Origin of the sequence: Streptomyces sp. NPDC102270 (assembly GCF_044766405.1) — a bacterium.
Taxonomy (GTDB): domain Bacteria; phylum Actinomycetota; class Actinomycetes; order Streptomycetales; family Streptomycetaceae; genus Streptomyces.
This window is the reverse complement of sequence record NZ_JBIWLX010000005.1, coordinates 151,052-174,070: the sequence shown is the minus strand read 5'-3', so window position 1 is coordinate 174,070 and position 23,019 is coordinate 151,052. Positions and strand designations below refer to the sequence as shown.

General features: G+C 71.6%; 20 protein-coding genes. 9 read left to right on the top strand and 11 right to left on the bottom strand.

Annotated elements, in window-relative coordinates:
* Positions 1 to 211 precede the first annotated feature (211 nt).
* On the bottom strand, positions 212 to 2,356 hold the full coding sequence (locus tag ACIRP7_RS11080) for a SpoIIE family protein phosphatase (protein WP_403656405.1): 2,145 nt from the start codon (positions 2,354 to 2,356) through the stop codon (positions 212 to 214).
* 145 nt (positions 2,357 to 2,501) lie between these two features.
* On the opposite strand from ACIRP7_RS11080, the gene aspS reads away from it, so the two are divergent.
* Both aspS and ACIRP7_RS11070 read left to right on the top strand, forming a co-directional pair.
* Positions 2,502 to 4,265, top strand: a complete 1,764-nt coding sequence (gene aspS, locus ACIRP7_RS11075) for an aspartate--tRNA ligase (RefSeq protein WP_403656402.1) — start codon at positions 2,502 to 2,504, stop codon at positions 4,263 to 4,265.
* Between the two features lie 130 nt (positions 4,266 to 4,395).
* Positions 4,396 to 5,340 (top strand): intradiol ring-cleavage dioxygenase, encoded by a 945-nt coding sequence (locus ACIRP7_RS11070; RefSeq protein ID WP_403657120.1) that lies wholly within the window; start codon positions 4,396 to 4,398, stop codon positions 5,338 to 5,340.
* A 93-nt stretch (positions 5,341 to 5,433) separates the two neighbouring features.
* On the opposite strand, the gene ACIRP7_RS11065 is transcribed toward ACIRP7_RS11070, so the two are convergent.
* Together ACIRP7_RS11065 and ACIRP7_RS11060 are read right to left on the bottom strand one after the other, a co-directional pair.
* The gene (locus tag ACIRP7_RS11065; protein WP_403656399.1) at positions 5,434 to 5,631 is read right to left on the bottom strand and encodes an FG-GAP repeat domain-containing protein; all 198 of its coding nucleotides are present in this window, start codon (positions 5,629 to 5,631) and stop codon (positions 5,434 to 5,436) included.
* Entirely contained in the window at positions 5,628 to 5,828 is a 201-nt protein-coding gene (locus ACIRP7_RS11060) for a hypothetical protein (RefSeq protein WP_403656396.1), read from the bottom strand. Before ACIRP7_RS11060 ends, ACIRP7_RS11065 begins: the two co-directional genes overlap by 4 nt.
* Positions 5,829 to 6,000: 172 nt before the next feature.
* On the opposite strand from ACIRP7_RS11060, the gene ACIRP7_RS11055 reads away from it, so the two are divergent.
* Positions 6,001 to 7,353 carry a polysaccharide lyase family 1 protein gene (locus ACIRP7_RS11055; RefSeq protein WP_403656393.1) on the top strand — a complete coding sequence of 451 codons (1,353 nt, stop codon included), beginning with the start codon at positions 6,001 to 6,003 and terminating at the stop codon, positions 7,351 to 7,353.
* Between the two features lie 120 nt (positions 7,354 to 7,473).
* Here the strand turns inward: ACIRP7_RS11055 and ACIRP7_RS11050 are convergent, their stop codons facing one another.
* The 5 genes from ACIRP7_RS11050 to ACIRP7_RS11030 all read right to left on the bottom strand — a co-directional run bounded on the left by ACIRP7_RS11050 (position 7,474) and on the right by ACIRP7_RS11030 (position 13,632).
* Entirely contained in the window at positions 7,474 to 7,950 is a 477-nt protein-coding gene (locus ACIRP7_RS11050; protein ID WP_403656390.1) for a hypothetical protein, read from the bottom strand.
* A 70-nt stretch (positions 7,951 to 8,020) separates the two neighbouring features.
* Positions 8,021 to 9,730, bottom strand: a complete 1,710-nt coding sequence (gene metG, locus ACIRP7_RS11045; protein WP_403656387.1) for a methionine--tRNA ligase — start codon at positions 9,728 to 9,730, stop codon at positions 8,021 to 8,023.
* Between the two features lie 143 nt (positions 9,731 to 9,873).
* Complete coding sequence (locus ACIRP7_RS11040; RefSeq protein ID WP_403656384.1) at positions 9,874 to 11,727, bottom strand: VWA domain-containing protein; 1,854 nt, start codon at positions 11,725 to 11,727, stop codon at positions 9,874 to 9,876.
* A 176-nt stretch (positions 11,728 to 11,903) separates the two neighbouring features.
* Complete coding sequence (locus tag ACIRP7_RS11035) at positions 11,904 to 12,875, bottom strand: endonuclease/exonuclease/phosphatase family protein (protein WP_403656381.1); 972 nt, start codon at positions 12,873 to 12,875, stop codon at positions 11,904 to 11,906.
* A 10-nt stretch (positions 12,876 to 12,885) separates the two neighbouring features.
* Positions 12,886 to 13,632 (bottom strand): alpha/beta fold hydrolase, encoded by a 747-nt coding sequence (locus ACIRP7_RS11030; protein ID WP_403656378.1) that lies wholly within the window; start codon positions 13,630 to 13,632, stop codon positions 12,886 to 12,888.
* A 73-nt stretch (positions 13,633 to 13,705) separates the two neighbouring features.
* On the opposite strand from ACIRP7_RS11030, the gene ACIRP7_RS11025 reads away from it, so the two are divergent.
* Complete coding sequence (locus tag ACIRP7_RS11025) at positions 13,706 to 15,034, top strand: PLP-dependent aminotransferase family protein (protein WP_403656376.1); 1,329 nt, start codon at positions 13,706 to 13,708, stop codon at positions 15,032 to 15,034.
* On the opposite strand, the gene ACIRP7_RS11020 is transcribed toward ACIRP7_RS11025, so the two are convergent.
* Positions 14,943 to 15,773: a hypothetical protein gene (locus tag ACIRP7_RS11020; protein ID WP_403656373.1), complete on the bottom strand. Its 831-nt coding sequence runs from the start codon at positions 15,771 to 15,773 to the stop codon at positions 14,943 to 14,945. The two genes, ACIRP7_RS11025 and ACIRP7_RS11020, sit on opposite strands and share 92 nt — an antisense overlap.
* A 97-nt stretch (positions 15,774 to 15,870) precedes the next feature.
* Complete coding sequence (locus ACIRP7_RS11015) at positions 15,871 to 16,299, bottom strand: hypothetical protein (RefSeq protein ID WP_352387368.1); 429 nt, start codon at positions 16,297 to 16,299, stop codon at positions 15,871 to 15,873.
* Positions 16,300 to 16,412: 113 nt separating this feature from the next.
* Between ACIRP7_RS11015 and ACIRP7_RS11010 the strand changes: the two genes are divergently transcribed.
* The 3 genes from ACIRP7_RS11010 to ACIRP7_RS11000 all read left to right on the top strand — a co-directional run bounded on the left by ACIRP7_RS11010 (position 16,413) and on the right by ACIRP7_RS11000 (position 19,810).
* A complete protein-coding gene (locus ACIRP7_RS11010; protein WP_403656370.1) occupies positions 16,413 to 17,558 on the top strand; it encodes a PP2C family protein-serine/threonine phosphatase in 1,146 nt (381 codons plus the stop codon).
* Positions 17,559 to 17,628: 70 nt separating this feature from the next.
* Positions 17,629 to 18,846: a hypothetical protein gene (locus ACIRP7_RS11005; protein ID WP_403656367.1), complete on the top strand. Its 1,218-nt coding sequence runs from the start codon at positions 17,629 to 17,631 to the stop codon at positions 18,844 to 18,846.
* Positions 18,847 to 19,246: 400 nt separating this feature from the next.
* Entirely contained in the window at positions 19,247 to 19,810 is a 564-nt protein-coding gene (locus tag ACIRP7_RS11000; RefSeq protein ID WP_403656365.1) for a tellurite resistance TerB family protein, read from the top strand.
* Positions 19,811 to 19,823: 13 nt separating this feature from the next.
* On the opposite strand, the gene ACIRP7_RS10995 is transcribed toward ACIRP7_RS11000, so the two are convergent.
* Positions 19,824 to 19,997 (bottom strand): hypothetical protein, encoded by a 174-nt coding sequence (locus tag ACIRP7_RS10995; RefSeq protein ID WP_403656362.1) that lies wholly within the window; start codon positions 19,995 to 19,997, stop codon positions 19,824 to 19,826.
* A gap of 123 nt (positions 19,998 to 20,120) precedes the next feature.
* Here ACIRP7_RS10995 and ACIRP7_RS10990 point away from each other — a divergent pair, with 123 nt between their 5' ends.
* Both ACIRP7_RS10990 and ACIRP7_RS10985 read left to right on the top strand, forming a co-directional pair.
* Complete coding sequence (locus ACIRP7_RS10990) at positions 20,121 to 21,467, top strand: helix-turn-helix domain-containing protein (protein ID WP_403656359.1); 1,347 nt, start codon at positions 20,121 to 20,123, stop codon at positions 21,465 to 21,467.
* Positions 21,468 to 22,176: 709 nt separating this feature from the next.
* On the top strand, positions 22,177 to 23,010 hold the full coding sequence (locus ACIRP7_RS10985; RefSeq protein ID WP_403656356.1) for a GAF and ANTAR domain-containing protein: 834 nt from the start codon (positions 22,177 to 22,179) through the stop codon (positions 23,008 to 23,010).
* Positions 23,011 to 23,019: the final 9 nt, after the last annotated feature.

Sequence of the window (23,019 nt, the reverse complement as noted above, 5' to 3'; positions counted from 1 at the left end):
TTGCTGTCCAACTTCTTTCTCAGCGATGGAACTGGGCGCTCTTGTGTCCGCCGTTGTGTTGCAGCGGATGACTCAGAGCAGGACCGTGTAGATGCATCTCGCCGTCGTCATGGGTGCCGTCACCGCAGATGCTTCCCACGCCGAGTTCTCGGGAAGCTGCTCGCCGTATCGCTGACCGCCGCCTTCGGTGTCTGCACGAGGTGCAGGAGCGCTACTCGGCAGCCCCGCCCGAGGACTCGTACAGCTCGAACCAGATGCTCTTGCCCTGGCCCTGGGGGTCCACCCCCCACATGTCCGCCAGGAGTTCGATCAGCATCAGGCCGCGGCCCGAGGAGGCCAGTTCGCCGGGGCGGCGTTTGTGGGGGAGGTCGTCGCTGGTGTCGGTGACCTCGATGCGCATCCGGCGCTCGCCCGCCTCACCGCGGACCTCCGCGAGCAGCAGCGCGTCGGCGTCGGTGTGGACGAGGACGTTGGTCAGCGTCTCGGACAGCAGCAGGACCGCGGAGTCGACCTGGTCGGCGGAGGGCCAGTCGTGCAGCAGTTCGCGCAGTTGCTGGCGGGCCACCGCGACCCGTTCGGGTTCCGCCTGGGCCACCGAGAGCATCGTGCGGCGGACCGTGGGCCGTACGGCGGCCGGGTCGCCGCCCTCTCCCTGCCGGTGCAGCAGCAGGACCGCTATGTCGTCCTCGCGGCGGTCGGCGAGGGGGCCGGTGGTGTGGTGGGAGGAGGGGCCGTGCACGGCCTGGATCAGGGCGTCGGCGAGTTCCTCCAGATCGCCGTCGTGGGCCTCCAGGATGGTGCGGATGCGCTTCCAGCCGGTGTCGAAGTCGTGGCCGCCGGTCTCGATCAGCCCGTCGGTGCACAGCATCAGCGTCTCGCCGGGCTCCAGGGTGATCCGGGTCGTGGGGTAGTCGGCGTCCGGGTCGATGCCCAGCGGAAGGCCGCCTTGCGTGCGGCGGGCCAGGACCGTGCCGTCGGCCATGCGGATCGCCGGGTCGGGATGGCCGGCCCGCGCCACCTCCAGGACGCCGGTCACCGGATCGGCCTCGACGTACAGGCAGGTCGCGAAGCGCATGTCGGAGGGGTCGTCGACGCCGTACGCCATGCCGTTGAGGAAGCGTGAGGCGCGGGAGAGGACCGCGTCGGGGCGGTGGCCCTCGGCGGCGTAGGCGCGCAGGGCGATGCGGAGCTGGCCCATCAGGCCCGCCGCCCGTACGTCATGGCCCTGGACGTCCCCGATGACCAGGGCGAACCGGCCGCCTCCGGACTTCGTGCGGGAGGTGCCGCCGGGCAGCGGGATCATGTCGTACCAGTCGCCGCCGACCTGGAGGCCGCCGCCGGTGGGGACATAGCGGGCGGCGATGGTCATGCCCGGTATCTCGGGGCCGAGAGTGGGGAGCATCGAGCGCTGGAGGCCGTCTGTCAGTTCGCGTTCGGACTCGGCGAGGCCCGCCCGCGACAGGGCCTGGGCCAGCATGCGGGCCACCGTCGTGAGGACCGAGCGCTCGTCCGGTGTGAACGCGACCGGGTAGGCGAAGCCCGCCATCCACGCGCCCATCGTGCGGCCGGCCACCGTCAGCGGCAGGAACGCCCAGGACTGGCGGTCGAAGCGCTGGGCGAGCGGCCAGGTGACCGGGTAGCGGGAGCGGTAGGCCTCGGGGCTGGAGAGATAGACGGCACGGCCGGTGCGCACGACCTCGGCGGCCGGGTAGTCCGTCTCCAGGGACATGTGGGAGAAGGGGCTTTCGTCGCCGGGCTGCTGTCCGTGGTGGCCGATGATCGTGAGGCGGTCGCCCTCGACGCCGAAGACGGCCAGGCCGTCGGGGCTGAAGCCCGGCATGGACAGGCCCGCGGCCACCCGCAGCACCTCGGCGGTGGAGCGGGCCTCGGCCAGGGCGCGACCGGCGTCCAGCAGGAAGGCCTCGCGGGAGCGCCGCCAGTCACCGGTGACGGCGGTGCGGCCGGCGGGGGTGCCGGGGGTCGGCTCGGTGACCTCCTGGAGGGTGCCGATCAGCTGGAACGACTTCTTTTCCTTGTCGTACGACGGCTTGGAGCGGCTGCGCACGGTACGGGTCACCAGGCCGCGCTCGTCCATGATCCGGATCCGGACCTCGGCGAGTGTGTCCTCGGCGACGGCGAGCCCGACGACGCTGATGATCTCGTTCCAGTCGACCGGGTGCAGTCGGGCCCGGGCCTGGGCCTCCGTGAGGGTGGTCCGCTCGGCGGGCAGCCCGAGGAGCCGAGCCGCCTCCGCGTCGACGGTGACCAGTTCGGTGGCGGTGTCCCAGTGCCACAGGCCGGTCGCGAGGGCGGTGAGAACCTCCCCCACGGCGGGCAAGGGCTCACCAGTGCGCATTGCCCCACTTTAAGAACAAGAGATCGAGGAGTGCCACTGTTGGCCGAGTCGTAATGGTGGGGAGGCGATCTCGGGGTCCCCGGTAGGCTGGGAGCTGTTTCACGTGAAACACGACCCTCGATCCGCGAAGACTGGATGAACGACGATGCATCGGTACAGGTCCCACACCTGCGGCGAGCTCCGCGCCTCTGACGTCGGTACCGACGTCCGGCTGAGTGGCTGGCTGCACAATCGGCGCGACCTGGGCGGCATCCTCTTCATCGATCTGCGCGACCACTACGGCATCACGCAACTGGTCGCCCGTCCGGGCACGCCCGCGTACGAGGCCCTCGACAAGCTGACCAAGGAGTCCACGGTCCGCGTCGACGGCAAGGTCGTCTCCCGTGGCACCGAGAACGTCAACCCGGACCTGCCCACCGGCGAGGTCGAGGTCGAGGTCGGCGAGGTCGAGCTGCTCGGCGCGGCCGCCCCCCTGCCGTTCACGATCAACACCGAGGACGGGGTGAACGAGGAGCGGCGCCTGGAGTACCGCTTCCTCGACCTGCGCCGCGAGCGCATGCACAAGAACATCATGCTGCGGTCGTCGGTGATCGCCTCGATCCGCTCGAAGATGGTCGCCCTCGGTTTCAACGAGATGGCGACGCCGATCCTGTCCGCGACCTCCCCCGAGGGCGCCCGTGACTTCGTCGTCCCCTCCCGCCTGAACCCGGGCAAGTTCTACGCCCTGCCGCAGGCACCGCAGCAGTTCAAGCAGCTGCTGATGATCTCCGGGTTCGACCGCTACTTCCAGATCGCGCCCTGTTTCCGTGACGAGGACGCGCGCGCGGACCGTTCGCCGGGCGAGTTCTACCAGCTCGACGTCGAGATGAGCTTCGTCGAGCAGGAGGACGTCTTCCAGCCGATCGAGAAGCTCATGACCGAGCTGTTCGAGGAGTTCGGCAACGGCCGTCACGTCACGTCTCCCTTCCCGCGGATCCCGTTCCGCGAGTCGATGCTGAAGTACGGCTCCGACAAGCCGGACCTGCGCGCCCAGCTGGAGCTCGTCGACATCACCGACGTCTTCGAGGGCTCGGAGTTCAAGGCGTTCGCCGGCAAGCACGTGCGGGCGCTGGCGGTGCCGGACGTCTCCGCGCAGCCGCGGAAGTTCTTCGACCAGCTCGGCGACTTCGCGGTCTCGCAGGGTGCGCGGGGCCTGGCCTGGGTGCGCGTGACCGAGGACGGGTCCCTCACCGGCCCGATCGCGAAGTTCCTCACCGAGGAGAACGTCGCCGAGCTGACCAAGCGTCTGTCGCTGGCCGCCGGTCACGCCGTGTTCTTCGGCGCGGGCGAGTTCGACGAGGTCTCGAAGATCATGGGCGCGGTGCGGGTCGAGGCCGCCAAGCGTGCCGGGCACTTCGAGGAGGACGTCTTCCGGTTCTGCTGGATCGTCGACTTCCCGATGTACGAGAAGGACGAGGAGACCGGCGCGATCGACTTCTCGCACAACCCGTTCTCCATGCCGCAGGGCGGTCTCGAGGCCCTGGAGACCCAGGACCCGCTGGACATCCTCGGCTGGCAGTACGACATCGTCTGCAACGGCGTCGAGCTGTCCTCCGGCGCGATCCGGAACCACGAGCCCGAGATCATGCTCAAGGCCTTCGAGATCGCGGGCTACGACCGGGAGACCGTCGAGGAGAAGTTCGCGGGCATGCTGCGCGCGTTCCGCTTCGGCGCCCCGCCGCACGGCGGTATCGCCCCGGGTGTCGACCGCATCGTCATGCTCCTCGCGGACGAGCCGAACATCCGCGAGACCATCTCCTTCCCGCTCAACGGCAACGCCCAGGACCTGATGATGGGCGCGCCGACGGAGCTGGAGGAGGCCCGGCTGCGGGAACTGCACCTGTCGGTGCGCAAGCCGCAGCCGAAGTAGACGCCATTTTCCGAAGGGGCCCGAGACCGACGCCGGTCTCGGGCCTCTTCGCATACGCCCCCGCCGCCGCACAGCAAGCCACAGTTCTCTCCCACGCTCAGGACAGGCTTCTTACCTAGCTTCCATGTCCATGACGGGAAACCAGACGGACCATCAGCAGCCGGTCCACGAGCCGAAGCACAAGAAGGACCTGACACGGCGCAAGGTCGTCGTCGCCGGAGCGGGCGCGGCCGTGGCGGTGGGCGCGGCGGGCACCCTCGCCGCCTCGGGTGCCTTCGCCGGCGAGATGAGCGCGAGTGCCGCCGCGAGCAGCAGCTCCAGTGCGTCGGAGGCCTGCTACAAGCTCACCTCGGAGACCACCGAGGGGCCCTACTACATCGACGCGGACAAACTCCGCCGGGACATCACCGAGGACAAGGAGGGCATCCCGCTCACCCTCGCCCTCAAGGTGATCGACTCCGAGACCTGCAAACCGATCGCCGACGCCGCCGTCGACATCTGGCACTGCGACGCGCTCGGCATCTACTCGGGCTACGAGGCATCGTCGACCGGTGGTGGCGGCACCGCCCCGACCGGCGCGCCCTCGGGCACGCCGAGCGGTACCCCGACCGGTGAACCGCCGTCGGGCGGGCCGACCGGGGGCACCGGTGGCGGTGTCCACCAGGAGCCCACCGACGACGAGCGCTATCTGCGCGGCACCTGGAAGACCGACAGGCACGGCCAGGTCACGTTCAAGACGATCTTCCCGGGCTGGTACCGGGGCCGTTGCGTGCACATCCACACCAAGGTGCATGTCAACGGCGAGTGGACGGACGCCGGTTACGAGGGCGGTAACACCTGCCACACGGGCCAGTTCTTCTTCGACGAGGAGTCCGTGCTGGCCTCCGCCGAGGTCGAGCCGTATTCCACCAGCACCACCGAGCGCACCACGCTCACCGAGGACACGATCTACGACCAGAGCGGTACCACCGGCGGTCTGCTCAAGCTGAAGTACAACAAGAAGAACATCGCCAAGGGCGTCATCGGCTCCCTCACGATGGGCGTCGACCCGGACGCGACGAACGACAACAACTGAGCCAACCCTGCGACCACGTAGGAGAGCGCCCGGAACCCTTGCGGTCCCGGGCGCCCTCATTCGCGCTTCCCCTGTCCAGGAAAGCAACTCCGTCTAGGAAAGGAACCTGTAGCCCTGCCAGCCGGTCGAGATCTTCGCCCGTGCCCCGAACGACCCCTTCCCGTCACCGCTGTTGCGCCACAGCGTGCCGCCGGTGTCGCGGGAGACGAGGTCCGCCCTGCCGTCGTCGGTGATGTCGCCGACGCCGACGACGACGTTGTAGGAGCCGCCCCAGTTGGTGAAGAGCTTCACGCGGGCAGGAGGCCCGCGACCCCTGACCTGCGGTGCAGGAAGCCGGTCGCGCCCGCGGCGAGCAGGCGGTCGGTGCGGGGGGTGTCGCTGCGGGGATCGTCCAGGACGATCTCGGTGGTGCCTGCCACGGCGGCTGTCGCCGCCTGCGCGCCGGTGTCCTCGGTGCTGGAGAACAGGGTGATCGAACCGGCCGCCACCGTAGTGAAGGACGGGTAAAGGGGTGCGGGTGGGGCGGTGGTGACTCGTGTTGCAAGAAATTCCGTGCGCTGCGGCAACCTCCCCGATTCCAGCGGCTACTTGAGGACGGAAGCGCCTTCACCGGTGCTCCACGAAACGCACATGTCCCACCACCGCTCGTAAGGAATCCCCGTGGCCTCTGCCTCCCACCGCCGGTCTCTCCGCAAGCGCCGTACCCTCCTCGTCTCCGCCGCCGTGGTGGCCGCGGGCGTCGGCGCCGGTGCCGTCGTGATGAACGCGAACGCCCAGGCCGTGGACCTGTACCACCAGACGCTCGCCGCGAAGGACGGCTGGGCGTCCTCCGGCACGGGCACGACCGGTGGCACCAAGGCCGACTCCGCGCACACGTTCACCGTCTCCACCCGGGCACAGCTGGTGAAGGCGCTGGGGTCCGCGTCCGACACCACCCCGCGGATCATCAAGGTCAAGGGCACCATCGACGCCAACACGGACGACGCCGGCAAGAAGCTGACCTGCGCGAACTACGCGTCCGGTACGGGCTACTCGCTCTCCTCCTACCTGAAGGCCTTCGACCCGGCCACCTACGGCCGCTCGAAGCTGCCGTCGGGCACGCAGGAGACCGCCCGCGCGGCCGCGCAGAAGAAGCAGGCCGCGAACATCGTCTTCAAGGTGCCCGCCAACACCACGATCGTCGGGGAGCCGGGCACGAAGGCCGGGATCTCCGGCGGCATGCTCCAGATCCAGAACGTGGACAACGTGATCGTCCGCAACCTCACCTTCGCCGGCACCGAGGACTGCTTCCCGCAGTGGGACCCGACGGACGGCGACGACGGCAACTGGAACTCGAACTACGACTCGGTGACCCTGCGGGGCGCCACCCACGTCTGGGCGGACCACAACACGTTCACCGACGCGCCGCACCTGGACTCCGCCAACCCGAAGTACTTCGGCCGTGAGTACCAGATCCACGACGGCGCGCTGGACATCACCAAGAGCTCGGACCTGGTGACCGTCTCCCGCAACCAGTTCACCAACCACGACAAGACGATGCTGATCGGCAGCAGCGACAGCGAGCCGAGCGGCAAGCTGCGGGTCTCGATCCACCACAACGTGTGGAAGGGCATCGTCCAGCGGGCGCCCCTGTCGCGCGTCGGCCAGATCCACATCTACAACAACTACTACGACGTGACGGCCCTGAACGGCTACGCGCTGCAGTACAGCATCAACTCCCGCGCCAAGGCCCAGGTCGTCGCCGCGAACAACTTCTGGACGGTCCCGTCGAGCGTGAAGGTCTCCAAGCTGCTGTCCGGCGACGGCACCGGCGCGATCGCGGGCTCCGGCAACCAGGTCAACGGCACGGTGACCGACCTGGTCGCCGCCTACAACGCCGCGTCCTCGAAGGACCTGAAGACGACCGTGAACTGGACCCCGACCCTGACGACGGGCCTGGAGTCCTCGGCCACCGCGGTGAAGAACCTGCCTGCGTCGCTGGCGACGACGACCGGCGCGGGCGTGCTCAAGTAGCACAGGAGACACGCGAGGGCCGGGTGACCACGAGCTCCCCGGCCCTCGCGTACCGAGGCACCGCAAGGACCGGTGACGCCGTCGATGACGGGCTTCGGAGCGCTCTGCCGGCCGCACCGCTCAGGTGTCGTAGGTCCCGTCCCAGGGTTCCGCGAAGGCGAGGCGGTCCGGGTAGAGCTCCGCCCACTGCTCGCCCTCGTCCTCCCGGATCACCAGGCCGAAGCGGACGCCGTCGTGGGTGACGCTGAAGGGACGGATCGCGATGTCCGTGTAGGAACGGCGGGGGAGGCTGCGGAGCAGCGTCGCCCGGTGCACCTGGGCGCGGGTGAGGGGCGAGGCGTCGCCGCGCGGGTCGCGCTGCTGCTCGCCCCACGTGCCGGCGCACCAGATGTCCGAGTCGCGGTAATTGCCCTCGGAATCGAAGGTGTGCAGAACCGCGTACAGGCGCTTCTGCTCTTCCCAGCCTTCCTCGAGGTGGAATCCCTCAGGGAAGGCATATGTGATCGACGCCAGGAACTGACCCTCCGCATACCGCCCGATCGTCTCGGTGCGGTGCTTCGGCTCGTACGCGACAGGAATGACCCCGGGCACTGCCATGGCGCAAACCATACGGCTTGGCGCGGACACGGCAGTAGCGGGGTCCTTCCGATCGGTGTCCTCGGGCGATCTATTCGCCGCCGAAGCGCTCCTTGTACGTCTCCAGGTCCTCGTCCGTCAGCTTGGCGAAGAGGACCGGGGGGACGGTGAAGGGGACGCCGGGGGTGAGGGCGGTGAGGGTGCGGGCCTCTTCGGCGGTGATCCAGGTCGCGGTGTCGTCCTTCAGGGCGAACGCCTGGCGCATGGCGGAGGACGTCGCCGGGATGAACGGCTCCGAGACCACCGCGTACAGGTGGATCAGGTTCATCGCGGTGCGCAGGGTCAGGGCAGCGCCGTCCTGGTCCGTCTTGATCTGCAGCCAGGGGGCCTTCTCCTCCAGGTAGGAGTTGCCCGCCGACCACAGGGCACGCAGCGCCGCCGCCGCCTTGCGGAACTGGAGCGCCTCCATCTGGGACTCGTATTCGGCCAGCAGCCGCGCGATCTCCTCGCCCAGCCTGGTCTCCGCCTCGCCCGGCTCTCCGCCCGCCGGGACCTCCTCGCCGAAGCGCTTCTTGGAGAAGGACAGGACGCGGTTGACGAAGTTGCCGAGGGTGTCGGCGAGGTCCTTGTTCACCGTCGCCGTGAAGTGCTCCCAGGTGAAGGACGAGTCGTCCGACTCGGGGGCGTTGGCGATGAGGAAGTAGCGCCAGTAGTCGGCGGGCAGGATGCCCAGGGCCTGGTCGGTGAAGACGCCCCGCTTCTGGGACGTGGAGAACTTCCCGCCGTAGTACGTCAGCCAGTTGAAGGCCTTGACGTAGTCGACCTTCTTCCATGGCTCGCGCACACCGAGCTCGGTGGCCGGGAACATCACCGTGTGGAAGGGGACGTTGTCCTTCGCCATGAACTCGGTGTAGCGGACCTCGGTGTCGACGTCGTACCACCACGACTTCCAGTCGCGGTTGGCCGGGTCGAGGTCGGCCCACTCCTTCGTCGCGCCGATGTACTCGATCGGGGCGTCGAACCAGACGTAGAAGACCTTGCCCTCCGCCGCCAGCTCGGGCCAGGTGTCGGACGGGACCGGCACGCCCCAGTCCAGGTCACGGGTGATCGCACGGTCGTGCAGGCCCTCGGTCAGCCACTTGCGGGCGATGGAGGCGGCGAGCTGCGGCCACTCCTCCTCGTGCGCGGCGACCCACTCCTCGACCTCGTGCTGGAGCTTGGACTGCAGGAGGAAGAGGTGCTTGGTCTCGCGGACCTCGAGGTCGGTGGAGCCGGAGATCGCCGAGCGCGGGTTGATCAGGTCGGTCGGGTCCAGGACGCGCGTGCAGTTCTCGCACTGGTCGCCGCGGGCCTTGTCGTAGCCGCAGTGCGGGCAGGTGCCCTCGACATAGCGGTCCGGGAGGAAACGGCCGTCGGTGGGCGAGTAGACCTGGCGGATCGCCCGCTCTTCGATGAACCCGTTCTCGTTCAGGCGGCGGGCGAAGTGCTGGGTGATCTCGACGTTCTGCTCGCTGGAGCTGCGGCCGAAGTAGTCGAAGGCCAGCGCGAAGCCGTCGTAGACCGCCTTCTGCGCGTCGTGTGCCTGCGCGCAGAACTCGGCCACCGGCAGGCCCTGCTCCTTCGCGGCCAGCTCCGCCGGGGTGCCGTGCTCGTCCGTCGCGCAGATGTAGAGGACCTCGTGGCCGCGCTGCCGCAGGTAACGGGAGTAGACGTCCGCCGGGAGCATGGACCCCACCATGTTGCCCAGGTGCTTGATCCCGTTGATGTACGGAAGGGCGCTGGTGATGAGGTGTCGAGCCATCGGGGGCTGCTCCCAGGTTGGTCGTGCGGGTGAGTCGCTTCGCGAGTCTTGAAATCGTATCCGACATGGGTGGGCCGCCCGCTTCCCGTTTTACGGGGTGGGAAGCGGGCGGCCCGGTGGTGCGCTGTGGTGATCTTCGGGGGTTACGGGCGCCAGTTCGCCAGGATGCCCTCGTAGATCTCCGCGTCCGTGAGCTCCTTCGGGGTCTCGCCCGCGAGGAAGTGGGAGGTGTTGGCGAGCTTGAGCTTGCGGAGGTAGTCGAAGGCCTTGTTCTCCGGGTCACCGAAGGCGACGAACGAGAAGAAGACGGCAGGGTGGGACTTCGCCGCCTCCGTGAGGGCCTGGGTGGCGGGGGTCTTCGCGTCCGGGGCGCCGTCGGTCTGGAAGACGACCAGGGCCGGGGTGTCCGGAGACTCCTTGGTGTGGTGCGCGAGGACTTCCTCGACAGCCGCGTGGTAGCTGGTACGGCCCATGCGGCCCAGCCCGGCGTGGAGGTCGTCGATCTTGTTCTCGTGCTCGGCGAGGGTGAGTTCGCCGGTGCCGTCGAGTTCGGTGGAGAAGAAGACGACGTGGACCGTGGACTCGGGGTCCAGGTGCGCGGCGAGAGCGAGGGTCTGCTCACCGAGGGCCTGCGCGGAGCCGTCCTTGTAGTACGGGCGCATGCTCGCGGAGCGGTCCAGGACGAGGTACGTCTTCGCGGTGGTGCCGGTGAGGTCGTGGGCGGCGAGGGTGGAGGCGGCGGCGTCGTAGGCGGTGCGGAGGGTGGGAGGTACAGCGAGGGCGTCCCCGGCGGGACCGTCAGCGGGGGTCGCTTCCGGTTCTACGACGGTCTCGGGCTCCGGGGCGGCGGCGACCTCGGCGACCGGCTCCGGCTCGGGTGCGGACTCGGTGGCCTGCGGCTCCGCTGCCTCCGCCGCCACGACGGCGGGCTCCTCCCCGGCCGTGTCCTGAGCCACCGGTTCATCGGCGGCGGGCTCCTCGGCAACGGCCTCTTCCGCGACGGCTTCCTCGAGCGCGGTCTCAGCGACCGGCTCCTCGGCCGCGGGCTCGGCGGAAGGGGCCTCCTCGGAGGTGGTTCCCTCAGCGACCTGCTCCTCGGCGGGCGCCTCGGGCACAGCCGTCGGCTCCTCTACGGCCGCGTCCTGCGCGGCGACGGGCTCCTCGGCAACAGGTTCGGCGGAAGGGGCCTCCTCGGAGGTGGTTCCCTCAGCGACCTGCTCCTCGGCGGGCGCCTCGGGCACAGCCGTCGGTTCCTCTACGGCCGTGTCCTGCGCGGCGACGGGCTCCTCGGCAACGGGTTCGCCGGACGTGGCCTCCTCGGTGAGTTGCTCCTCGGCGGGCGCCTCGGGCACAGCCGTCGGCTCTTCTACGGCCGCGTCCTGTGCCACCGGTTCATCGGCGGCAGGCTTGTCAGCCGCCGCTTCCTCAGCAGCCGGCTCCTCAGCGGTCGGCTCCTCGGCGGTCGGCTCCTCGGCGGAAGCCTCGGACTCTGGCGCCGACCCCTCCTCGGACTGCCCGGTCTCTGCCGCCGGCTCATCCGTGGGCTGCCCCGTCTCGGCCACCGGTTCCTCGGCCGCGGGTGCCTCGACCACCGGTGCGTCGACTACCGGTGCCTCGGCGGCCGGCTCCTCAGCCGCGGGTGCCTCAGACGCCGTTGCCTCGGCCTCGGGCGTCTCGACCTTCGGCGTCTCGACCGCCGCCGTCTCGACCCCCGCCGGAGGCGCCTGCTTCGGGACCGCTACGTGGTCGAAGGCGGCCGAGACCAGTTCGTGCTCGGAGTCGGTGGAGAGTGTGGCGGTGCGCGGCTCGGGGACCGTGGCCGCCGCCGGTGGGGTCGGTTCGGGGACCGTGGCCGCCGGTGAGGTCGGTTCGGTCGCCGGGGACGGGAGCTTCGGCTCCGTCGCCTCCTGCGAAGGAACCGCACCCTCTGCCTCGGTGGCAGCGCCCTTGCGTGATCGGCCGCCGAACGCGTTCCGCAGGAGAGTGAGAATGCCCATGTGCGCAACCCTTCGCATGAGTTGTAGCCCGTCAATCCCTGGCCAGGACGGACACGTAAGGTTAGCGGCCCCGGAACGCGATCTTGGGCAGGGGCAGGTGCCCGGGACCCCGGGCGTCAAGACCTACTTCCGGACTTCACTCGCGCGGGACGTCAACTGTGTGGACAAACCCACGCCTACCGTGCCGGAACAGCCGGGGACTCGTGCAGCGTGACCTCCACCAGCAAGGCGCGGTGGTCGGTGTCCGCCAGGTCCAGGAAGCGGGCGTCGCTCGCGGAGAAGTCCCCCGAGACCAGCACGTGGTCGATCTGCGCACCGATCGCCGGGGCGGTGCGGGCCGGCCAGGTGGGCGTGCGGCCGGAGCCGGCGAGGCGGGCCGCGTCGCGCAGTCCGGTGTCGAGGATCGCGCGGAAGGCCGCGTGGTCCTGGGAGGCGTTGAAGTCGCCGGCCAGGACGGTCGGGGTGCCATCGACCGAGGCGGCGAAGTCTTTCAGGCGGCCCAACTCCCGCCGCCACACCTCCAGTTGCCCGGGCAGTGGCGGCATCGGATGCGCGAGTTGCAGGCGTACGGCGTGCCCGCGTACGTCGGCGACGGCCCCCGGCATGCCCATGGTGCTGTCCTGGATCCCGGCGGCGGGCCTCAGCGGGAAGCGGCTGAGGACGACGGACCCCGTCGAGCCGGCGCCCTCCACGGACCGGCGGTACGGATAGCGCTCTTCCAGGGACCGCCGCAGCGTCGCCGAGCAGCCGTACTCGCACTCTTGTACGAACACGACGTCCGGCCTCTCCTCGCGGACGGCGGTGACCAGGGCATCGGTGGCCCGCCCGAACTCGACGTTCGAGGTGAGGACCTTCAGTGAGGCGATCACCCGTCCGTCCGGTTCGGTGCCCTTGCCGTAGGGCGCGGGCGCGAGGAACCACGCCAGCAGCCCGAGGACGACCGCCGCCCAGATCGTCCCGGGCCACCAGCGGGTGAGCAGGGCGAGCGCCAGGCCCGCTGCGGCGGGGGCGAGCAGCCACGGGAGGAAGGCGAGGAGCTGGGGGACGGGCGTGACGCCGTCCGTGTCGGCGAGCCGGCATCCGACGACCGGGCTCACGGCGGCGAAGAGCAGGGCTGCGGTCCAGATGCCGAGGCGCCGTCGGGTCACCGTCCCGAGCCTACGAGCGGGCGTCGACCTTCGCCAGGAACTCCCCGAGCACCGCGTTGAACTCGGCCGCCCGCTCCAGGTTCGGCAGGTGCGCCGCCCCCTCGAAGACGTGCAGCTGCGATTCGGGGAGCGCCGCGTGCATCGCCTCGGCGTCGGCGACCGGTGTGTAGGTGTCGTCGGCGCCCACGGCCACCAGCGCCGGGACCGTGACCCGGGTGAGCAGCTCCCGGTAGTCGGGGCGGGCGGCGCGGGCACGCAGGGCCGCCGCCGCGGAGGCGGGACGGGTTGCCGTCATCATGCGGTGGACGTGTGCCTTGACCTCGGGGGAGGCGTACGGCGCGACCATTTTCTCCAGCACCTCGTCGGCGTACCCGCGCATGCCCTCGCGCAGCAGCCGGTCCGCCATGGCGTGCCGGACCCGCACGCCCTCGGGGGGCTCCGCGGCCGGGAAGGTGTCGGCGAGGACCAGGCCCCGGATCCGCTCGGGGAAGAGCCGGTAGCAGTCCATGACGATCTGGCCGCCCATGGACAGGCCGGCGAGCACGCAGGTCCGTACGTCGAGTTCGTCCAGCAGTGCCTCGATGTCCTGCGCGAACCGCTCGAAGCGGTCGACCTCCGCGGTCGCCGGCGAGGCGCCGTACCCTCGCAGGTCTGGGGCGAGCACGCGGCGGGAGGCGGTCAACGCCTCGATCTGCGGGCGCCACATCGTGTGGTCGAAGGGGTGGCCGTGGACCAGGACCAGGGGGATCGCCGTCATGACGCCGACCCTAGGTGGGCCCGACTTCTCGGTGCAATAAAATCTTTGCCCTCAGTGCAATCAGGGGGTTCTCGTGCACGACTACCGGCGTATCGCCGACCGCATCGCCGCCGACATCACCACCGGACGGCTCCGGCCCGGCGAACGCCTGCCCCCGCAGCGGAAGTTCGCGCGCCGGCACGGGATCGCCGCGTCGACGGCGGAGCGGGCGTACGGCGAACTCGTCCGGCGGGGGCTGGTCGTCGGGGAGGTCGGACGCGGCACCTTCGTGAAGGCCACCGCGCCCAGCCGGCCCGGCAGGGGGCTCATCGAGGACGCGGGCACGCCTGTCAACCTGGAGCTCAACTACCCCTCCGTCGAAGGCCAGTCGGAGCTGCTCGGCGACGGTCTCGCGCCGCTGCTGCGCCCCGACGTCCTGACCGAGGCCCTCCGCCCGGCCGCCGCCACCGGCACGCCGGCCGCGCGTGAGGCCGTCGCCGCTCTCCTCGCCACCCCCGGCTGGCGGCCCGACCCGTCCCGGATCCTCTTCACCGGCAACGCCCGCCAGTCGGTCGCCGCCGCCCTCGCCTCCCTGGTGCGGCCGGGCGGCCGGGTCGGCGTCGAGGAGCTGACGTATCCCGTGGTCAAGGAGATCGCGGCCCGGCTCGGCATCACCCTGGTGCCGCTGGCCACGGACGAGGACGGCCCGCTCCCCGAGTCGGTGGCCGCCGCCCACCGCACGGCTGCTCTGTCGGCCCTCTATGTGCAGCCCACCCTGCACAACCCGACGTCCGTCACCATGAGCGCCGGGCGTAGGCGCCAACTGGCAGCCGTGGTGAGCGACTTGGACATTCCCGTCGTGGAGGACCGCATCTGGTCGTTCCTGGCGGAGGCCGACGATCCCTTCGCCGCGCACGCCCCCGCCCTCACCCACGTCGTCGACGGTCTGTCCAAGCGGGTCGCGCCCGGGCTCACCGTCGGCTTTCTCGTCGTACCGCAGCAGCGGGTGGACGCGGTGGCGGACGCCGTCCGGTCCGGGGGGTGGAGTGCGGGGCGGTTCGCGCTGGAGGCGGGGACGCGGTGGACGGTGGACGGGACCGTGGCGCGGCTGGTCGAGGCGAAGCGGGCCGACGCGGCGCGCAGGCAGCGGGTGCTGGCCGATTGCCTGGACGGGTTCGCCGTACGGTCCGATCCGCGCGCCTACTACGCCTGGTGGGAACTCCCGGTCCCCTGGCGGGCGGACACCTTCACGGCCGCCGCCGCGGCGCTCGGTATCGCGCTGACGCCCGGGCCCTCCTTCGCCGTCGACCCGAGCCGTACCCCGGACGCGGTCAGGCTCGGGCTCGCGTCGGTCGCTGTGCCGGATCTGGAACGGGCCCTGCGGAGCCTCGCCGGCCTCGCGGCCCGCCGTACCGGCCGGTGAGCCAGCAGGTCAGGGCCACCGCCAGGCCGACGGCCACGAGCAGCCATGAGACCGTGCGCAAGGTGCCCGTCAGGGCGTCGTAGACGGCGCCCGCGGCGGGGCGGCGCACCGGGTCGGGCAGGTCGGTCAGGGTGAGACGGCGGCCGACGGCGACGGCGAGGGCCAGCAGCGCGCCGCCGAGTGCCGTGCCGAGGGCGGTCGCGGTGAGGGCGCGGCGGCGGCAGGCGGCGACCGCGATACCGGCGACGGCGAGAAAGGCGGCCGAGACGGGCAGCCAGAAACCGGCGACTTCGAGCACGGCGTAGCCCTTCCGGAGACGATCGAGTTCGGGCGCCGGGAGCACGGCGACCTCGGTGCGGGGCAAGACGACCCGGTGCTCCACCCGGGCGGCGATCGGGGCGATGTCGACGGTCACGTCCTGGTGGCCGCCCTCCCGGACGGCCCTCAGCACGGCCTGGTGGATCGCCCTGTTGCCGGCGTTCCACGCGGTGCCGAAGGCCCGGGTCCGGGTGAGGGAGCGGACCAGGGGCCGGACCGGCTCGCCGACCTCGTCCCCCACCGCGTCGGCGACGCTGTCCCGCACGGCGGGGTCGGCGGCCAGCGGCGCCAGCGCCGTGACGTACCGGTCCGTGTCGGCCAGGCCGTACGCCGCCCAGGCCGCCAACGCGCCGAAGGGCACGAGCAGACAGGCCAGGGCGATCAGGGCGGCCGACAGGGCGCCACGGACACGGGAGGTCACCCTTCCAGGCAAAACGGTCGCGGGCCGCCGCGCGAGTCGTGGAGCCGGGGATTGCGCCCTCTGGGGGAGGGCTGACCCCGACGGACGTCCCGTGCTCCTAGCGGATCCGGTTCCCCTCGGCGTCCTCGTGCGTGTAGTAGCGGTAGAAGAACACGACGAAGATCCCCGCCGCGACCACCAGTCCCAGGGCCGTCGAGCGCAGCACGCTCTCCCCCGTCTGGCTGTACAGGAACCCGACGGCCGCCCCGGCGAAGCCGGACTTCACGGCGGAGTGGAGTTCCCGCTTCAGCAGCGGGGCGAACGTCGCCACGGCGATGCACAGCACGATGAACGCGATCGCCGTGACACAGCCGAACAGCACGTTCCAGCCGGTGATCGGCCCGCCGTCCCGGCGGTTCGCCGCGGCCCAGTAGCCGTAGACAAGACCGAGCACGACCGGGACGCCGTACCTGGCCGCCTTGTGCACCGTGGCGCCGAAGACATCGGGTGTCCGGGCGAATCCGCCCGCGGGTGCCGTGTGAGCCATGAGAGCACTCCTCTCTGTCCACCCCGATCCGCCCCCGACTACCAGAGCACACCTGGGACGGGACGCGGGCAAGTCGAATGGCGCCGCAAAGTTCCCCGTGCTTCGCTGACCCCATGAGCGGTGTCGGCCGGGGACAGGTGCTCCGCGTCCGCGGCCGCAGTGTCGCCTGGGTGTCGCCCCTCCTGCTGCTCGCCGCGATCACCGTGATCGACTTCAACACGGGCGCCGAGTTCCGGATGCTCTCCTGGGTCGTGCTGGCGCCCGGCATCGCGGCCGCGATCTGCGGCGTCCTCGGAACGGCAGCCTTCGCCGCGCTCGCCCTCGTCACCTACGTGGTCGCCGACAGCTTCTGGCCGCACCAGTACCGGTCGGGCCTGCCGGACTTCATCCTGGTCGCCGTCGGCGGTGTCCTCGCCGTGCTGGCCTGCGCGGTACGGCTGCGCGGCGAGCGCAGCATGCTGCACATGCGGGACGTCGCCGCCACCACCCGCCGTACCGTGCTGCGCCCGCTCCCGCCGGTGTGGGGCGGCCTGGAGCACGCGGAGGTGTATCTCGCCGCCGACAGCGAGGCCCGCGTCGGCGGCGACTTCTACGACATCCAGCCCGGCCCGCACGGCACCCGCGTGCTCGTCGGAGACGTCCAGGGCAAGGGCCTGGGCGCGGTCGAGGCGGCGGCCGCGCTGCTCGGCACGTTCCGTGAGGCGGCGTACCACGAACCCGACCTCGCGACGGTCGCCGAGCGGCTGGAGATCCGGGTGAACCGGCACGGCGCCCATGTCACCGCGCTCGGCCGTGACGACGGCGACCGCTTCGCCACCGCCGTCCTGCTCGGCTTCCCCGAGGCCGACACCGGGGTGGTGGAGGCCATGGTCTTCGGCCACGAACCGCCGCTGGTGGTCGGCCCGTCGGGGGTACGGCCGCTGCTGGCCGCCGACGGACTCCCGCTGGGCCTTTCCGCCCTGTCCGCCGACGGCCCGCCCCCGGTCCACCGCGTGCCCCTCGATCCCGCCGAGACGCTCCTGCTGACCAGCGACGGCGTCACCGAGGCCCGCGACGGCACCGGGGAGTTCTACGCCCTCGCCGACGACGTGGCCCGCGCCCTCGCCGCCGACCCGCGTGCCGTCGAACCGAGCCGCCTGGTGGCCCTCGTCCGCGACGGCACTCTCGGGCACTGCGGTGGGCGGCTGCTCGACGACACCACGGTGTTCGCGGTGCGCCGGGCCGACGAGCGGGCAGGAAAGGGACGTTTGCCGTCCTGAGAACTCCCCTTCGCAGCCGCACCGGTTACCGTGCTGCCGTAAGTGATCGACGGGGGATGGGGAGGGACCGATGCCCGGAACCGTGCTGCTGCTCGCCGCCTCACCGGTGGGCAAGAGCCGTCTGGTGGACGCGGCGTCCGTGCTTCCCGTCCTCGCGGCCGTGCCGCCGGCCGTGCTCTCGGGCACCGACACCGCCAACGTCGTCGAGCTCGCCGACCCCCTGGAACCGCAGGCCGTCCTGACCCGCCTGCGTGCCGTCGCGGCCACCCCGGGCCCGCTCACCGTGTTCGTCACGGGCCAGCTGGCCCTGGACCGCCGCCAGCACCTGCCCCATCTCGCGCTGGCCCGCACCACACCGGCCACCGTGCGCTACACGGCACTGCCCTGGCAGTGGATCCGGGAGGAGTTCCGGCTGCGGTCCCCGGGGTCGACGACGCTCTTCGTCGACCTGCACGCCGACGCGGAGGCCTGGGGGTGGCTGCACACGCACGCGCTCGACTCCGGCCGCAACAACGCGGTGTTCGGGCGGATCGCGCCGCCGCCGTCCCGGCGTACGGTGGCCGGGCCGGCGTACATGAAGACGATCGCGACGATTCTGCGCAGCGGGTGGCGTCCGCCGGTCGAGCAGCTGCATCAGCAGGCGTTCACCAGGTTGGGCCCGGAGGCGTACGGGGACGTCGTGCTGACGGTGCCGCCGGCTCCGGTGGCCGTCCCTGGGAGCTTCGCCGCGAGGCCCGCGTACCGGCCCGAACTGCCTCGCCCACAAGGATCACAGGGATCACAAGCACCACAAGCACCACAAGCACCACAAGGACCCCGAGTACCGGACGGGCCGGTGGCCCCCGCACAGCCTCCTCAGGCCCCTCAGGACCCGCACGCCTATATCGCCGCCGCTGTCCAGAACGGTCGGCACCAGGACGCCGAAGTCGTCGCCACCGCGCACGGGGAGGCCGCCGCCCGTGTGCACGGCCCGGCCTCCGAGCAGGCCCTGCACTGGTCCGAGGTCCGCGCGGATCTCGCCATGTTCGCCGGGGACCCCGTGCGCAGTTGCCGGATCTGGCTGACCGTGGCCGAGGCGCGGCTCAGCGCCGGGCAGACCGTGGACTCCAGGCCGGTGGAGACGGCCGTCGACCGGGCCCATCACCAGTGGGCCCAGGTCCGTGACGTGGAGCAGGTCCGGCAACTGGGCATCGTGCTCGCGGGGTTGCGCATGCGGGTGCCGGGCCGCCGCCAGGGCGCCCTGGAGAACGTGCAGACACAGCTGCGCAGACTCCAGACGCAGAGCTAGCCGGACCTCACGAGCGCCCCGCACGAGGAAGTGGCCGCCGACGCCACGGGGTGGTTCGCGCAGCCGCAGCCGCAGCCGCAGCCGCAGCCGCAGCCGCCGCAACCGCGGCCGCAGCAGCCATGGGACACCTCGGCCGACCGCGTGCTGCCCGGCCCGACGGCGCGTTCCTGGCCACCGCCGGCCCCGAGACGGTGCGCGTGTGGCGGCTCACCGCCCCGGGCCCCCGTCTTCCGGCACACCCTCAGCAACCAGCACCTCTATGGCGGCCTCCGCTGGGACCGCGACGGCCGCACCGGTCGGGCCGGTCGGGCCGGTCGGGTCGGTCGGTTTGGGGGAACCTTTACCCGGGGCCGGGCGTTGCCGGGGTGAGATCACTCAGACAAGTACCGAGGTGACGGCAATGGCACTGTTCGACCGGCTCACGGACCAGGCCAAGAGCCTCCAGCAGCAGGCGCAGGGCGGGCGCGGCACGACGACCGCCGGGCACGGACACGGGCAGGGCCAGGGCAGCTCGCGCGGCGGTTCGCGCGCCCAGCTCGTCGGCGTGCTGAAGACCCAGCTGGGCTCCCTCAAGACCGAGTTGAAGAGCGGCGCATACCGGGACGCGAGCATGGCGATGTGCGCCCTGGTCGCGGCGGCGGACGGCCATGTGGACGCGGCCGAGATCCAGCAGACGGAGTCGCTGATCCTCAGCAACGAGGTGTTGCAGAACTTCCCGCCGGAGCAGCTGCGCACGCGCTTCCACAAGCATGTGGACCAGCTCACCCGCACCTTCCCGCAGGGCAAGGCGGACGCCCTCCAGGAGATCGCCAAGGCCGCCAAGAAGCCCACCGAGGCGCGCGCGGTCATCCAGACCGGCATCGTCATCGCCGGCGCGGACGGTCACTTCTCCCAGGCGGAGCAGGCGATCCTGCGGGAGGCCTGCGCGACCCTCGGCGTCTCGCCGGCGGAGTTCCAGCTCTGAGAGGGGGCCGGTCTCATTCCGATGGGTGCGCGGTGATCCGCTGGACCTGGTCCGCGCGCTCCGCCGGTCTCTCCCCTGTCGCCTTCGCCGGTCCCGCGTTGGCCGCCAGGACCAGTGTGGCCACGGCCACGACGGCGGCGGCGAAACCCCTCGTGTAGCGCGCGGTGGTGCTGGTGCGTTCGAGCACGGCGACCTCGCAGCGGTGGCGGTGAGTACCCAGGGTGGTGACGGTGTATTAAGCACGGTTAATACGCCGTTTAACCTAGGGGCTGCGGGAGCCGAACGGCAAGAGGGGCTTGGGGAGTTGGCCATGTCGGAGCGGGACGACCCGGGCGTCATCGGGCGACGGGTGCAGCAGCTGCGGGTCCAACGCGGGCTGACACAGAAACAGCTGGCCGAACCGGCCTACACACCGGCCTACATCTCCACCCTGGAGTCCGGGCGGGTGCGGCCCTCCGACGACGCGCTGCGGCATCTCGCCGACCGCCTCGGCGTCGACTTCGAGGAACTGGCCACCGGCCGTCCGGCCCGTCTCGTCACCGATCTGCGCCTGCGCCTCACCGAGGCCCAGCGCACCCTCGCCACCGGGGAGGCCGAGGAGTCCGCCGCCCAGTACGGCCGTCTGCTCACCGAGGCCGACGCGCTCGACCTCGACGAGATGCGGGCCGCCGCCCTGCTCGGGCTCGGCGAGTGCGCGGTGGAGACCGGTGAACTCGCCGCCGCACGCGCGTACTTCGAGCGGGCGGAGAAGGCTCTCGGCGACGACGTACCCCTGCCCGCCCGCGTTCCCGCCCTGCGCGGACGCGCCCTCGCCCACTACCTCACCGGTGAACTCCGCTACTCCGTCTACCTGCTGGAATCCACCATCGACGAGCTCAACCGCGGTGGCCTGCACGACCCGGACGCCCTGCTCCTCCTCTACGCGAGCGTCATCGGCCCCTACATGGACATGGGCGCCCACGCCCGCGCCGCCCAGGCCGCCGAACTCGCCCTGGCGCTCGCCCCGCAGGTCGGCGATCCCGCCCTCGTCGCCCGGATGCACCGCTCCGTCGCCCGTACCCTGCTCGCCGAGGGCCGCCTCGCCGAGGCCGACGCCTCCCTCGCCAAGGCCGCCGAACTGTACCGGCAGCTCCAGATCCGCACCGAACTCGCCAACTGCCACTGGATGCGGGGCTACGTCTACGCCCAGAACGGCGAACTGGAGCGCGCCGAAGCCGAGTTGAGGCAGGCCCTCGCCATGCTCTCCGCCAAGCGGGCCGCCCTCTACTCCAGCCAGGCCGCCGTCGAACTCGCCGACGTGCTGCACCGGCGCGGCAAGTCCGACGAGGCCGCCGCCCTGCTCCACGGCGTGCTCAGCGACCTGAGCTCCGAGCGCGGCGCGCTGCACTCCGCCGCCGCCCACCGCCTCCTCGGGATCATCGCCGAGGACGCCCGGGACACCGAGGCCGCCGAGGAGCACTACGTCCGTGCCCTGAGCCTCCTGGAGCGGGCCGGCGCCGCCGGTGACCTGGCCGACCTGTGCCGCCTCCTCGGCGATCTGCTCCGCCGTACGGGAAGGGTCGAGGCGGCACTGGACGCGTACCGGACCGGCCTCGGACACCGCACGGCCCCCGGCACCACCACCCTCGGACCCGCACCCGCACAGCCCCCTCTATGAAAACGGCGGCGGGCGGAGCGTGGCCGACGGGCTGCGGCTCCTCGCGTTCGGCCTGCGGGTGCTCGTGCACGTCGTTCTCGGCGGCGCGCAGATCGCCGTCGCCTCGGTCCTCGGACCCACCCTCGCCCTCCGTCACCGGCACCTGGCACCCGACGCGAGCGCGGTGCGGCACGTGCGGCAGCCGGCGGATCCGTACGAGAAGCGCTTAACGGGGTGCCGGGCCGGCCGCCGTCCTGCTTCGGTGGACGGCGGCCGCCCGGTGGGACTCGCGCCTCGCCGCGCGGTCCGCCTGGAAGGTCCCCGGCCCGCTCGGGGCGGCGGGAGACGCCCCGGTCGGCATCGCGGAAGGGGGACGAAGAGCATGGCACGGCCCAGGTCGCCGGGGAGAGGGAGGACGAGCAGGGCACGCGGGCGGCTCCGGCACGGTTCGACGCCGTGCGGCCGCTCCCTGACCCTCACCGAAGACCGTAGTGAACCGGTGTGCGGTCTGTGAAGGACACCCGGGGACCCGGCGTCGAGTCGGGCCGGGCGGGTCGGCGCAGGAGTGCTGGTCCGCGGTACAGGGCACGGGGCACGGGCGTTTCGCCCAGGGGACGAGGGGTAGCCGGGCGGTGCCCCCGGGCGGGTACGCCACGAGCGGCGCCCCCCACTCCCGGTGCGCCCTGCCCGGGGGCGACGACGGACAGCTCCGCGTCGACCGAAGGAGGCGGTGACCGTGGAGCCCAGGGACGCGCACGGTGATGCCCACGGTGACGAGCCCCGCTCGTACGGGCTACCGGGGCAGGGGCGGGACCGCGGAGCCGGCCACGACTCCGAAGCCGGACCCCAGCCGCTGCGGGAGCAGGTGCGGGCCGCCGAGGTGATCGCGGCGGGGGTGCGGGGCGCTGAACCCGGGGAGATCCCGGGCAAGTTGTGCGTGGCCGCCGTCGAGTTGCTGCCGGTGACCGGCGCGAGTGTGTCGCTGCGCAGCGACGGCATGCCCGTCCAGCTCAGCGCCAGCGATGACCGGGCCGCTCGCATGTCGGACATCCAGGCCACTCTGGGGGACGGGCCCTGCACGTCCGCCGGGGCGACCGGCACCACCGTGTACGCCACCGATCTGGCGTCCGAGCGGGACGCGGGCCGCTGGCCGGTCTTCGCCCAGCAGGCCACCGCCGCCGGGATACGGGCGGTGTACTCGATGCCCCTCGGCAACGACACCGTGTGCGTGGGCACCCTCGACCTCTACCGCGACGTCCCCGGTGAACTCACCCGGCGCGAGGTGCGCCTCGCCGAGCTCGTGGCCGGCGTCATGACGGTGGCCCTGACGGCCCTGCCCCGGGACGAGGAGGACGGCCCCGAGGGAGGCGCCCTCTGGCTCAGCGGCCTGGCCCCCGCGCACGACGAGGTGTACCAGGCCATCGGCGTGATCATGGTGCAGCTCGGCGTCGACTCGGACGAGGCGCTGGCCCGGCTGCGCGCGCACTCCTTCGCGCGCAACCGCACCGCGCTGGAGGTGGCGCACGACGTGGTCCGGCACCACGAGCGGTTCGACCGGGACTGACCGGACCCG